We start from the raw sequence: 13,398 nt of genomic DNA on the forward strand, positions 1-13,398 counted from the left end.
TGAGTAAAGAATAGTAACAATAAAGAGAACGAAAGTTAAAGAGTTAATGAATAAGTATTCTGAATAAAATCCGTAATTATGTCGAGGCTCTAGAAGCCGTGGGAATGAGAGGTAACTCAAGGATATTTATAAGAATGCAGAAACCATTATGGCACTCGATGCCGAATATATGACCGCTTCCTTTGTGGCTCTATTTTTTTATTTTCTTTCTTGACAAATTCACTCGTCCATATATGACAAATTAGATGTGGGAATGACAATTTAACTTGGAATTACAATAGTTGTGGGAGACTGTTGGAAATAAATATGCTTTTTAAATTTAAAAAATATAATGTTTACTATGGATAATAATGTTAAAATATCAGTATTAAGTTTTTATAGTTTTACTAAACTAGAAAATCTTGAAGTTTTGCTGCCAAAGATTTTACATCTTGGCAAGAAAAGAGGGGTTAGGGGGACTATTCTTTTAGCTCCTGAAGGGTTTAATGGTTCAATTTCTGGAGCAAAAGAACAGGTAAATTTTTTATTAGATGAAATTATCAGCCTTACGTTAGCGGAAGATGTAAATATTAAAATAAATTACTGTGATATTCATCCTTTTCAAAAATTGAGAATAAAGCTTAAAAAAGAAATTATTGCTATGGCAGTTGGCGATATTGATATTGCCAATCTTAAGGGAGAGTATATTGAAGCAAAAGATTGGGACAAGTTCATTAGCCAAAATAATGTGGTAGTAATAGATACTAGGAATGACTATGAAGTGTGTATCGGTACTTTTAAAGGTGCTATAGACCCAAAAACAGAGACATTTAAGCAATTTCCAAAATGGGTAGAACAAAATAAAGACCTACTTGTTGGCAAGAAAATAGCGATGTATTGTACTGGTGGAATTAGATGTGAAAAATCAACAGCCTATCTAAAGAAACTTGGTTTTAATGATGTTTACCATCTTAAAGGTGGTATCTTACAATATTTAGAAGATACCCATAATCATAGCAATTTATGGCAAGGAGAATGTTTTGTATTTGATGATAGGAGAGCTGTGGCAAGTGACCTATCGCCGGCTGAAGGGCATTGGTTGCAACGCGGTGATTAATATATAGTCAATTGATGAGAAGGAACGTCATCGCTTGCCGTTCTCCTATTACTTATAGGCGTCGCTCCATCGTTCCTAGCCCCAAATTCTCTTGAATTGACTATACGCATGGCATAAAAGTAATAGAAAAAACAACCTGACGTCATTGCAATGATATTGGGTGTATTAATTAAGGAACAATGTTTTTAGAAGCTATATATATCTCAAAAATTTTATATTTTTTAACACTGCTCGTATTAACTAGTGGTTTGTTTATAATGTTAATCAGTGATAATTATGTTCGTAAAATCATAGGGCTTAGTGTTATGCAAAGCTCTGTGCTAATTTTTTACCTGATGCTTGGTAAGGTAAATGGGGGTATTGTGCCAATTGAGCGTAGTTTACTGCAGAATTCTCAGCTTTATGTAAGCCCATTACCTCAGGTGCTAATGCTCACGGCTATTGTTGTTGGTTTTGCTACATTGTCATTAGGGCTTAGCTTGATTTATCGTATTTCTAAGCAATTTAATACTATATCGGAGCATGAAATTAATTTTAGCGAAGCGACTCCGAATGATTGAAATAAATGATATTAATTAAACATTTTCCAGCTTTACAAGTATTGCTACCATTTTTTGGGGCATTATTTTCAATACTAACTTTTCGTTATGTGCGTGTCACTCGAATTATAGCAGTTATTTCGATTGCACTAAGTTTATTTTTAAGTATTTATGGATTATCGGTAATTAATAAAGGTACCATATCATATGATTTTGGTAATTGGCATGCCCCCATAGGTATTGAATATAGACTAGACTACCTGAATCAACCTATAATTACCTACATTAATGGCGTATTATTATTTTTTCTAATTTTCTGTAACAAATTGCTGGCAACTACCGTACTTAAATTTATTGATCAAAAAAGGCAATCGTTATTTTACGCACTTTTATTATTTGCCCATAGCGGATATCTCGGTATATTGAGTACTAATGACCTTTTTAATCTTTATGTATTTATTGAAATATCTTCATTAAGTGCTTATGCCCTAATGGCACAGGGTAATAACCCCAAGGCTGTTATCGGTGCTTTCGATTATCTTATGCTCGGTACAGTCGGGGCAACTTTGATATTAATAGCCATTGGATTTTTATTGAGTAGTACTGGTAGTCTCAATATGTCAGATGTTTCAATGTTACTTCAAACAAATTATGACTGTAAAATAGTCAAGCTAGCTATTAGTTTTTTTCTAATTGGAGCTATATTAAAAACGGCTTTTTTCCCGATGCATTTTTGGATGATTCGAAGCTATTCTTCGGTTGCTCCGGTCATTTTGACGTATCTTGCCAGTATCTCTAGTATAATGGGTCTTTATATAATATTGAGGTTCATTCATTTTACCATTGACTATAGTAAAATCATTAATGATTTAGCAATTTTTATCAAACCGATCTCTTTGGTAACTATTATTTTATGTACATATTTTGCTTGCCGAAGCAAAGAAAAAGTCAGAAATATTGTGATATATTCTTCGGCCGTACAAATTGGTTATATATTTTTGCTATTAGTCGTTCCTAAAGGTGAATTAATCCTAACTCCATTTTTGTTAGCTGATAGCCTTAATAAGATTGCTCTATTTCTAATCATTGCTTATTTTGATACTCATAGCGTACCCAGTACCAGTATGTTATGGCGTGTCTTGGTAGTATTTAGTCTAATTTGTAGCTGTGGTTTGCCAATAAGTAGTATGTTTTTCATTAAGCTTTCTATTTTTGAGTTGTTGATTGTTGAAAATCTGTGGCTCGAGTTGGTGATTGTTGTTATCAGTTCTGCTATGTCATTACTTTATCATTATAAGATTGCCAAAAAACTATGTTGGCATCACTCTAATTATACAGCTAACCCGACTAATATCACGCCAAATTCCCAGTTGTCATTGCGAGGAGCTACTTATAGTAGCGACGAAGCAATCCAAGAAAACAATAAATTTGGATTGCTTCGTCGGCTTACGCCTTCTCGCAATGACGCCAGTTTACTATGGTTAAATGCTAATCACTCTAATTATACACTATTACAGTCTAGCACTAAGTATAAATATTATGGGCTAATTTTTGTTAGTGTAATACAACTTCTCCTACCAATATTCTTAAACCAATTGCAACTATTAGGAGGGCGTTAATGTACCCTTCTGTTACCCCTAGTTTTTTGATTATATCAACTTTACTTTTAGCTATGTTAAATTTAGTTACACCTTTTATCAGTAATAGTGATAATAATACACGTAACTCTTTATTAATTACCATTAGTAGCTTCTTTTTTGTCAATATTTTAATTATTGATTGGTTATTTCTGAAGGGCGTAAGAGCCAATCTATCAATAACCATCTTTAGTAATTTTGCTATTGGATTGCATTTAGAAGCTCTCAGTCTCATTTTCTTAACCTTACTAAGTTTCTTATGGATTTGTGCATTAATTTACACCACTAAATATTTGGCAATTAATAATATTGATAATTCTAGTCGTTTTCTATTCTTCATTAATCTAAGCGTATTATCTGGGGGGATGGTAGCATTATCTTCAAATCTCTTTACGATGTTTATTTTTTATGAAATATTAACATTATCAACTGCTCCATTAATTGGTCATAGTGGTGGAGATAAAGTTATGGCAGGAGTCTATAAATATTTAAAAATATTGATGATCTCAGGGATATTACTATTCTTGCCAGCTATAATAATTATTTATGCTAAAGCAGGGCATGGTAACTTTACCTCCCAAGGTTTTATCGAGCATTATTTTTCCAAGAATCAAACCATAATTTTGTTATTAATGTTTATTTTTGGCACATCAAAGGCAGCCTTATATCCTTTGCATCAATGGTTACCAGCGGCAATGGTAGCACATTACCCTGTAAGTGCTTTGCTACATGCAGTGGTAGTTGTTAAAACTGGACTTTTTTGTATTTATAAAATTCTGATATATATTTTTGGTCTTAAATATTTACACTCTATTTTTGCCGAATTTAATTGGATCATTTTCTTACCTATTATCACCATATTTTATAGTTCCTTTAAGGCATTAACTAGTGATAATATTAAGAAGATTCTAGCTTACTCTACGATTAACCAATTAGGGATAGCTTTACTTAGTAGCTTGATGTTTACCTCAAAATCTATAGGAGCAGCTATCCTACATTTATCTTCACATTCATTTACTAAAATCTGTTTATTTTATGGAATGGGAAGTATTTATAGCTTAAAGAAGACTAACCAGATATCTGACCTAATCAATGCTGGTAAAGAAATGCCAAAAACTAGCTTTATGGTATGTATTGCCAGTTTATCGTTAATCGGCATTCCCCCCTTTGGTGGTTTTATTAGTAAATTTTATATTATGCTTGCCGCTGCTGAGCAAAATCAAATATTAGTTATGGGAGTGCTAGCTTTAAGTACTTTATTCTCTGCACTTTATTTAGCAAAGCTTGTGATATTTATTTATAAGCCAACTATAGCTAATAGTTCTAAAATGGTTTCAGAAAATAAATTGCCCAATTCCATGATGCTTAGTCTAATTATATGTTCATGTTGCATCATATTATTTTATTTTATACAGATTTTTATTAAGAAGTTTTTTATATTTATATGGTAAATATAGCTATGCACTCATTGTAACTATCTATCGTGCTGTTCGTTCTTCTTAGCAACAATCTGAATTTCGATGCATAGGCTAGGAATTAGTTTACCTAATTTATGGTTAAAATCTAACCACCATTTATGATTTTCAAGTGGTCGAAGAATACCTCCTGAAATAACTCGAAATCCTCTATGCTCTAAAATTTCCAATTCAGTATATTTATGAAGTAATTTTGTAAATGTAATTAATGAAAATGCTTGAACATGACCTCTAACTTTTTTTACTCGACATATTTTATCAATTAAAGGCACTAAATATCGACGTACTAAATGTATTCCATGAGGGAAAATTGGAACCCCCAGAAATAAAGTCCCGCCAGGCTTTAATACTCTTTCTATCGATTTAAAAGCAAGTTCTAATTCATATAAATGTTCTAAAACTTGTTCACAAATTACAATGTCAAAACTGTTGCTCGGAACATTTAACATTCCTTGCATTAAATCAGCTTGGTATAAACAACTATAAGATTCCTTCTTATATATATCATCTCTTATTTCAATATCTGCTCCATAATAATCTATTACTTCATTATTTGGTTGATTTTCGATATAACGCCGAGACACACCAGAAGCAACACCAATATCTAATAACTTTACTCTTTGGTTTTTAGATTTAATTTCACTTACAATACGACTAACATCTTTTGAAATAACGTAATATCTACTTTGACGCAAACTATATTTCTCGCATCTACGAGAATCTACACCAAAAGCCAACTGTTTTTTATTAGTCATAATACCAAATTTAATTTCTAATTTCTTACTTTACAGAACATAGTGTATCATTAATGATCGGAGAAAATTCTTTAACTACAGCTTTATAAAGTTTTCGTTTAAAGGGAATTATAATTGACAATAATTCGTCAAATTTAACCCAACGCCATTCCTCAAATTCTGGGTTACTAGTGTTAATATTAATATCTTCATTAGTGCCTTTAAACCTAATTAAAAACCACTTTTGTTTTTGCCCTCGGAAATTACCATTCCATAATTTAGGTATTAAAATTTTAGGTACGTCATAACTATACCAATATTTGCTTTCTGCAAGAATATCACCTTTATTACAACCTATTTCTTCTAGCATTTCCCTAAGAGCTGCAACACTGGGTGTTTCTCCCAAATCTATACCGCCTTGGGGCATTTGCCAAGCCGATATTTTAGTGTCGATTCTTTTACCAACAAACACTCTATTAGTACCATCAATTATCATCATACCTACACTTGGTCTGTATGGTAATTCATGGTAACATTTACGAAGAGTTTTATTTTTCATATTCTTAAGTTTTGTATGAAAGGCAGATTTGCAAAATGCCCATCTCTCAACCTATTATACCTGATTGCTCTTCATTTGTGTACCTAAATTATTAATCTTAAGTTATTTTAATCACTCTATTTCTCCCTTGTTCCTTTCCTTGATAAAGAGCTTTGTCGGCACGCTCTATAAAATCACTAATAGTTTCTCCAGTTTTATATTCAGTTACTCCTATTGAGATAGTTTTTTTAATAGGATTTTCTTGAGTTTTAACTTTAAACTCAATAGATTCCACTCTTGTTCTTACCCGCTCCGCTACATACATAGCCTCGTCAATTGTTATATCGTTTAACAGGACAGCAAATTCCTCACCTCCATATCTAGCAATTAAGTCTGTAACCCTAAAAATATTCTTCAGAACATTAGCAACGGTTTTTAGCACTACGTCTCCCGCTTGATGACCATAATTATCATTAACTTGTTTAAAATAATCAATATCACACATTAGTAAGCATAAAGGTCTTTTGCTATCATCAGCTTTTTTTACCATTTGCTTTATATGCGTATCAAAATAATGACGGTTAAATATACCAGTCAAACCATCTTTAATAGATAAGTTTACGCTTAATTCTAAATCATTGCGTAATTTATCTTGATAGTGTTTTCTTCTCAGTTGAGTTCTAATTCTAGCTAACAGCTCATTCTTATCTACTGGATACATAAAATAATCATTAATACCCAGTTCTAAACCCTTGATAACTGTTGCTCTATTTTCTTCTTCAGCTTGTAATATTAGCACTATATCATGAAATTTAGTATTAGAGCGTAACATCACGCTTATTCTCAAAGGGTCTCCTTGTTCTAATTGGCAACTAATAATTACTAAATCTAGAGTATCTTCACTATCTTTCTCCAATTCATTGATATCAGATATTATTTTGATATTGGGGGTAAGAGTTAGAAGCATTTTATTGATATTTCTTGCCTGTACTATATCATCGTTAATTAACAGTATTTTACTATCTGAAAAATTATCTTGTATTTCTATGACAGAGCCACCTAATTCAGCATTAGTAGTGTTTCTTAGTTTGAGTTCATCAATAACCGCCTTCATTCTAGCAAGAGATCGTACCCTGGCAAAAAGAGCAGTATCATCAATAGGTTTTGTTAAGAACTCATCAGCTCCAGCTTCCAGACCTTTGATGCGATCTTCAGTATCAGAAAGGGCTGTAACCATAATAACTGGTATATGCATGGTAGAAATATTAGACTTAATTCTTCTACAGGTTTCAAATCCGTCCATATCAGGCATCATGGCATCAAGCAATACAATATCAATTCTATTAATGGCAAGAACATTTAGAGCGTCTTTGGCGTTATTGGCAGTAAAGACAGTGTAATATTCCCCTAAAAGTTTAGCTTCCAGTAATTTAATATTTGCTTCTATATCATCAACTACTAGTACATTGGCAGTCATAAAATAAATATATTCTCTTTATGTTTTTTTATAATATTAGACCTCTTGCATAACCTAAAGATAATTGAGGAATTTTTAGGAAAAACGAAGTCGAGTACCGCAGCGTACTAAGATGTACGTGAGGAACGGAGACGAGTTTTGACAACAAAATTACCAATTAGATTAGGTTATGCAATAGGTCTATTGTGATTGTATCATAATTTTTTATAGCACTAAGTAATTTTACTAAATTATTATCAGGATAATTTAAAATTTGCAGGAAAGTACAAGACGTCATTGCAAGGAGCTTAAGTAGCATTGAAGTAATCCATAAGAAGTAACCAAAAATGGATTGCTTCGTTGGCTTACGCCTCCTCGCAATGACGAGTTATAGAAGTATACGTCATTGCGAGACCACATAGTGGTCGCGGCAATCCACACATTATTGGATTGCTTCATCGGTTTACGCCTCCTAGCAATGACGTTTTTACCCTGTCATTCCCGCGTAGACGGGAATCTAGACCCCGCCCCAAAGCAGGGGTGACACAAAAATGGATTGCTTCGTCGCAATGACGTCGTTTGTTTTTTCCTACGATTTCTAAACTACTCTGAAATTATATTACTTAAATATACTTGTTTTTATAGCAGTTATTGTATATTCTTCCTAATAAATTCATGTTCTTAATAGTTAATTTGGGACTAGATTTTAGATAAGTATAATAATAAAGTAATAATAATATGAAAATTTCAGCAAATGCTATTAGAGCTGGCAACATTATAGTGTATAATAATGAGCTATGGGTTGTGCATAAAACGCCTGAACATACTAAACCCGGTAAAGGTGGGGCTTATGTACAAGTAGAGATGAAAAATTTTAAAACTGGTACAAAGCTTAACGAGCGGTTTAATTCATCTGATTATGTTGAAAAAGCACAACTTGATACCAAAGATTTACAATTCCTCTATTTTGAGGAAGATAATCTAGTGTTAATGGATAATGAGACCTTTGAGCAAATTTTAATTAATAAGTCAATTCTTGGTGAAAGTTTGTCATTCCTTGAAGATAATATGGTATTAAAGGTACAGTTTTATGAGGAAAAAGCTTTAAGTGCTGAATTACCACAAACCGTTATTGCTGAAATTATGCAAACTGATCCCGTAATTAAAGGGGCTATGGTCACATCTTCTTACAAACCAGCAATTTTAACTAATGGAGTAAAGGTAATGGTACCACCTTATTTAGTGGTAGGTGAGAAAATAGTGGTAAAAATTGAAGATGTTAGCTTTGTTGAAAGAGCTAAGTAATATCTTATGCAACAACCGATAACCAGTTTACTTATTGCTGCTTCACGTAAAGCTGTTAAATTTTTGCATAGAGATTTTTTGGAGCTAGGAATGCTTCAAAGGTCTAGTAAAGGAAATTATGATTTTTGTAATAAAGCTTATGTTAAAGCACAAGATTTATTACGTAATGAGTTGCAAAAATATACAAGTGCGTTATTCTTTCCAGAGGATAAGTTTAAACTAGATAATAGTGAAGAGATGGTTTTACTAATAAATCCGCTGGATGGTTTTAGTAATTTAGAAAAGAGCCTACCATTTTTTGCTCTATCTATAACGTGTTTAAAGAAGATTAATCAAATTTTAACTACGATATGTACGGTGATAAATTTTCCAGCTTTTGATGAGATTTATTATGTTGAAAAAGGAAGAGGGGTATGGTCAGAAAATAATACTAGTAACAATAGTAGATTAAGGGTTTCTGGTTGTAGTAGTGTTGATAATTTTCTAATCGCTACCGATGATCTTAATATTAACCCAGTTTTTTTGAAAAATGCTAGGGTTTTTGGTTGTCATTGTTATGGAATGCTACTACTGGCAGCTGGTAAGATTGATGTTGTTTATTGTTCATCATTAAATTATACTTTGAAAGCTGGCTTTGATCTAATCGTCCGAGAAGCAGGTGGAGCAATAATAAATAATGATGAAATGTTTGTTGCTACTAATTATGAACTTTCTAAGAAATTTGAACATTTATTATAGCTAACCTGAGTAGTATGAGTATACAAACCTCAGACGTCATTGCGAGACCACGCAAGTAGGTCGAAGCAATCCATTTCTAACCATTTTCTTGGATTGCTTCGTCGGCTTACGCCTCTTCGCAATGACGTTTTTACCATGTCATTCCCGCGTAGGAGGGAATCTAGACCCCTGCTTATGCAGGGGTGACACAAAAATGATTTAGATTTGCTATATAGGGATTTTTAATAATTTGATGTTATATTATGAAGAAATTTACTGTTAATTGTGATTTTGGTGGGCAAATGGCACCGTTTACCATATATGTAGGGCAGCCTGAGCCGGGACATCATCCTTTGCATTTTCAGGATGACTGGTTATCAAAGCAACGTGGTGGAAAAATACCAGCAGAGGTCATGGATGCAATTACTAAACTACAAGAACTGGCTAATAAGAATAATGTATTACTTGAAGAATTATGTGTGTATGCTCTTGGTTCGGCCCAAGAAGAGGACGATAGAGCTGAAAAAAATGAAGAATCAGAAAGTAATAATGATATTAGCGATGATATAAAGTGACAGGACGAAAAAGTTAGATGTCACCCCTGCGAAGACAGGGGTCTAGATTCTCGAGAAAGCAAGAATTACATCATGTAATCGGATTAGCTATAGTAATAAAAAAAAATAAAAATAAAATGCAATTACCTATTAGTGTCATTAATAATATAATGTATAATAACAATATTTCCAAAAGTAAATAATACAAATTAGAGAGTGAGAATGAAGCAATATAATGATTTGTCGAAGATTATTCATCGAGAAGGCTACATATTTATTGTAAGCTTTGCTGTGATAACTTTTTTACTCTTTACTGTCAATAATACCTGTGGGTATATAGGATTGGTTATGACAATTTGGTGTGTATATTTTTTTAGAAATCCGGATCGATTTACCCCGATTAGTGACGATTTGGTGGTTAGCCCAGCAGACGGAATAGTACAAAAAATAACTGAAGCAGTTCCGCCGATAGAACTTGGTCTTGGTGATCAGGAGATGATTAGAGTTAGTATTTTTTTGAATATTTTTAATATTCATGTAAATCGTATTCCAGCTAACGGTAAGATTTTATCTCTACATTATAATCCAGGAAAGTTTTTTAATGCTTCTCTTGATAAAGCCAGTATCTATAATGAACGTCAATCTGTTTTAATGGAAACAAAAAGTGGGCATAAAATTGCTTTTGTCCAAATAGCAGGATTAATAGCCAGAAGGATATTATGTGACTTAGAAGAAGATACTGAGGTTAGAATTGGTGATAGATATGGTATTATCCGTTTTGGTAGTAGAGCGGACGTTTATTTGCCACTTAAAACTGCCCTTTGTGTTACTGAAGGGCAAACTGCAGTTGGTGGAGAAACTATTATTGCTGATTTTAAGAACAAAAAAACATCTGAACTTAAATTTGAAAGAAGGTGAGGCTATTGCTACTTTAATGTAAGTATATAGGTATAAATTGATTAGAATACGCAAAGTTAGAATAACAAAACCAATTCCGTTTATAAAATTGCTTCCTAATTTTATCACTCTATTGGGGCTTGTGATTGGTATTAGTGCCATTAAATTTGGATTGGATGGTATATGGGAAAGGGCTGTATATTGTACCTTAGTTGCTGCTATAATAGATGGAATTGATGGTAGGATAGCACGGATGCTAAATGCTACTAGTCCTTTTGGTGCTGAACTGGACTCATTATGTGATTTTGCTAATTTTGGAGTAGTGCCGGCTTGTCTTGTATATTTATGGTCTTTTCAACAATATGAATATAAAGTATTTTCATGGGGAACTATATTGCTATTTATCGTATGTATGGCATTAAGGCTTGCGAGATTTAATACTGCTATTTTTCATGAGGCAAATAATAAGAAACTAGAATATTTTTTTACTGGTGTACCTGCTCCTTGTGGAGCTTTACTTGCTCTAATTCCCATGATTTTAGATTTTGAAGTGAGTGGCATTTTAGGTATCAATATTCGTACCCATACCATTATAATAGGTCTATATATTGTGGTAATTGCTTTTTTACTGCCTAGTAGGTTGCCAACATTTTCGACAAAAAATATTAAGATAAAACACGAATATTTATCATTAGCTATGATGGTGTTTGCTGTTATCATCATAAGTCTTATTATATATCCATGGTATTTATTACCATTCATTGCCTCTATATATATTTTGTCTATACCAATTTGCTGTTTTATTAGTAAAAGATTTTATTAGGAGCTGTGAACAAATTTATATTTCTCTGCTTTCAAGAATTGGCTAGCAAAAGCAATGAGTGGTGACGTCAGTAATTTCTTATCAATTACTATATAGGTTTATAAAATGCCAAACCCAACAACTTATACAATAGAAAACTTAAGTGATGCACGAGAGTTTTTATCTGAATTTCACGATCCTGTTATTTTAACTAATAAAACTGGTAGTACGAGATATTACGGTATGCTAGTGCTTGATTATATGTTTAAGACATTAACTAAAGAATTCCCCCAAATCGTAAAAATTATCGTTAATGTAGAAAATGATCACACAGCTTTATTTACTGCTATCAAACTTAACTACCAAAATATAATTTATACTGGTGAATCATCAGATGCTAAGAAGTTAGCTGCTCCTCATTTTCTAGACGAACAACATTAGTTAAAAACCAATCTGTATTTTTAGAAATAAGACTTCTGGAAAACGTCCATTCTTCTTTCATGTTTTTTATCTTACTAGTTACCTTTTTACCTGTGAATAATACTTTTAGAAAAATATTATTCGCAAATGTATAAGCTTCAGAAATTTGGGCATCTAGTACGCTACCATGAACAAATTCTCCATAGGTTTGAGAAAAAATATGAAACTCTTGAATATATCTTTTATCCACTAATGTCAGTAAATCGTCAATATCATCATCGTTAGAAGCTTCAATGATCAGCTCAAAGGCTGCCTTTGCACTCTGCAAAAATTTTCTTGCTTGAAATGATGGAAGTTTAGCAGATATAGCTTGAATTCCAGCTATTATAGCCACAGAATCTTCATCAACTATTAATCCATCAAATTCCATAGGATTGATAGGTGAAGGTCTTACCGTAGTTTGAGGTAATCCTTTCTTAAAAATACTACTAGTAGCAGTTTTTGATGTATAAGTAACATCTCTAATTGTTGTTTCACCAAAAAAGGAAGATTTACCTTTAGATGGATCTTCATCTGATGTAGAGCCAAGCGTAGCAATTAACCTATTTATAATAAAAAAAGCAATCGCAGCAAAAATTAATAACTCTATTATTTGAGCAGACATTTAATATAACTCATTGTTTAAATTCTTTACATTAATGCATCTTGCATTAATGTTTTAATGTTTGCAACACAACGTCATGGCTCAGAACTACTTTAGTAGCGACAAAACAATCCATAAAGTAACCACAAATGGATTACTTCGTCGACTTTATACCTCTTCGCAATGACTTCAGATTAGCTACAACATTATTTTATACCATAAAATTTCTGACCTTATATTTGGGTTCTATGTTGGCACAAGCAAGCATTGGTACTATCAAAAGAATAGCTGTAAACGAATATTTAAGAGTGCTGAACATATAATAATTGCCTTGATAAAATTGTTATCATTAACACCACCATAACTTATTAGGCTAGTACATACTAATACTTTAATAGAATGGAAACAAAATGACAAGCAATTTTACTAAGTTTGTTGTGAACATTTTTCTTTATGAGAACGTTCGCTGAGCTGTGTCAGTATAGAATATCATAGTCTAAAATTCAACCTATCAGGGAAGAAAATATCTAGCTGGGAAACGGTTACCGCCCAATCTGGGATTGGCATATTCCACTTTGCTGTAAT

General features: G+C 32.5%; 14 protein-coding genes and 1 pseudogene. 10 read left to right on the forward strand and 5 right to left on the reverse strand.

Features of this window, described 5'->3' with window-relative positions:
• Positions 1 to 340 precede the first annotated feature (340 nt).
• The gene (trhO, locus tag RiCNE_RS03105; protein ID WP_094649173.1) at positions 341 to 1,096 is read left to right on the forward strand and encodes an oxygen-dependent tRNA uridine(34) hydroxylase TrhO; all 756 of its coding nucleotides are present in this window, start codon (positions 341 to 343) and stop codon (positions 1,094 to 1,096) included.
• Here trhO and RiCNE_RS07475 read toward each other — a convergent pair.
• Entirely contained in the window at positions 1,093 to 1,242 is a 150-nt protein-coding gene (locus RiCNE_RS07475; RefSeq protein WP_157905663.1) for a hypothetical protein, read from the reverse strand. The genes trhO and RiCNE_RS07475 overlap by 4 nt on opposite strands.
• Positions 1,243 to 1,296: 54 nt before the next feature.
• Here RiCNE_RS07475 and RiCNE_RS03110 point away from each other — a divergent pair, with 54 nt between their 5' ends.
• The 3 genes and pseudogenes from RiCNE_RS03110 (at position 1,297) to RiCNE_RS03120 (ending at position 4,723) form a co-directional block, all read left to right on the forward strand.
• Positions 1,297 to 1,656: a Na+/H+ antiporter subunit C gene (locus tag RiCNE_RS03110; RefSeq protein WP_094649174.1), complete on the forward strand. Its 360-nt coding sequence runs from the start codon at positions 1,297 to 1,299 to the stop codon at positions 1,654 to 1,656.
• A gap of 5 nt (positions 1,657 to 1,661) precedes the next feature.
• Positions 1,662 to 2,948, forward strand: a pseudogene (locus RiCNE_RS03115) (proton-conducting transporter transmembrane domain-containing protein); the annotation flags it as partial.
• A gap of 305 nt (positions 2,949 to 3,253) precedes the next feature.
• Positions 3,254 to 4,723, forward strand: a complete 1,470-nt coding sequence (locus RiCNE_RS03120; protein WP_094649162.1) for a proton-conducting transporter transmembrane domain-containing protein — start codon at positions 3,254 to 3,256, stop codon at positions 4,721 to 4,723.
• Positions 4,724 to 4,746: 23 nt separating this feature from the next.
• On the opposite strand, the gene RiCNE_RS03125 is transcribed toward RiCNE_RS03120, so the two are convergent.
• The 3 genes from RiCNE_RS03125 to RiCNE_RS03135 all read right to left on the reverse strand — a co-directional run bounded on the left by RiCNE_RS03125 (position 4,747) and on the right by RiCNE_RS03135 (position 7,496).
• Complete coding sequence (locus RiCNE_RS03125; protein ID WP_094649163.1) at positions 4,747 to 5,502, reverse strand: class I SAM-dependent methyltransferase; 756 nt, start codon at positions 5,500 to 5,502, stop codon at positions 4,747 to 4,749.
• A 25-nt stretch (positions 5,503 to 5,527) separates the two neighbouring features.
• Complete coding sequence (locus tag RiCNE_RS03130) at positions 5,528 to 6,040, reverse strand: RNA pyrophosphohydrolase (protein ID WP_094649164.1); 513 nt, start codon at positions 6,038 to 6,040, stop codon at positions 5,528 to 5,530.
• A gap of 97 nt (positions 6,041 to 6,137) precedes the next feature.
• Entirely contained in the window at positions 6,138 to 7,496 is a 1,359-nt protein-coding gene (locus RiCNE_RS03135) for a PleD family two-component system response regulator (RefSeq protein ID WP_094649165.1), read from the reverse strand.
• A 717-nt stretch (positions 7,497 to 8,213) separates the two neighbouring features.
• Here RiCNE_RS03135 and efp point away from each other — a divergent pair.
• From efp to RiCNE_RS03165, 6 genes are all read left to right on the forward strand, one after another.
• Positions 8,214 to 8,780: an elongation factor P gene (efp, locus tag RiCNE_RS03140; RefSeq protein WP_094649166.1), complete on the forward strand. Its 567-nt coding sequence runs from the start codon at positions 8,214 to 8,216 to the stop codon at positions 8,778 to 8,780.
• A gap of 6 nt (positions 8,781 to 8,786) precedes the next feature.
• Positions 8,787 to 9,518 carry an inositol monophosphatase family protein gene (locus RiCNE_RS03145; protein ID WP_094649167.1) on the forward strand — a complete coding sequence of 244 codons (732 nt, stop codon included), beginning with the start codon at positions 8,787 to 8,789 and terminating at the stop codon, positions 9,516 to 9,518.
• A gap of 242 nt (positions 9,519 to 9,760) precedes the next feature.
• The gene (locus RiCNE_RS03150) at positions 9,761 to 10,072 is read left to right on the forward strand and encodes a DUF2610 domain-containing protein (protein ID WP_094649168.1); all 312 of its coding nucleotides are present in this window, start codon (positions 9,761 to 9,763) and stop codon (positions 10,070 to 10,072) included.
• 201 nt (positions 10,073 to 10,273) lie between these two features.
• The gene (locus RiCNE_RS03155) at positions 10,274 to 10,969 is read left to right on the forward strand and encodes a phosphatidylserine decarboxylase (RefSeq protein WP_094649169.1); all 696 of its coding nucleotides are present in this window, start codon (positions 10,274 to 10,276) and stop codon (positions 10,967 to 10,969) included.
• A 37-nt stretch (positions 10,970 to 11,006) separates the two neighbouring features.
• On the forward strand, positions 11,007 to 11,771 hold the full coding sequence (locus RiCNE_RS03160) for a CDP-alcohol phosphatidyltransferase family protein (protein ID WP_094649170.1): 765 nt from the start codon (positions 11,007 to 11,009) through the stop codon (positions 11,769 to 11,771).
• A gap of 105 nt (positions 11,772 to 11,876) precedes the next feature.
• Entirely contained in the window at positions 11,877 to 12,191 is a 315-nt protein-coding gene (locus RiCNE_RS03165; RefSeq protein ID WP_094649171.1) for a hypothetical protein, read from the forward strand.
• Here RiCNE_RS03165 and RiCNE_RS03170 read toward each other — a convergent pair.
• Positions 12,148 to 12,834 carry a TIM44-like domain-containing protein gene (locus RiCNE_RS03170; RefSeq protein WP_094649172.1) on the reverse strand — a complete coding sequence of 229 codons (687 nt, stop codon included), beginning with the start codon at positions 12,832 to 12,834 and terminating at the stop codon, positions 12,148 to 12,150. The genes RiCNE_RS03165 and RiCNE_RS03170 overlap by 44 nt on opposite strands.
• Between the last annotated feature and the right edge of the window lie 564 nt (positions 12,835 to 13,398).

This window comes from Rickettsia endosymbiont of Culicoides newsteadi, from assembly GCF_002259525.1.
In the GTDB taxonomy this organism is placed as follows: domain Bacteria; phylum Pseudomonadota; class Alphaproteobacteria; order Rickettsiales; family Rickettsiaceae; genus Tisiphia.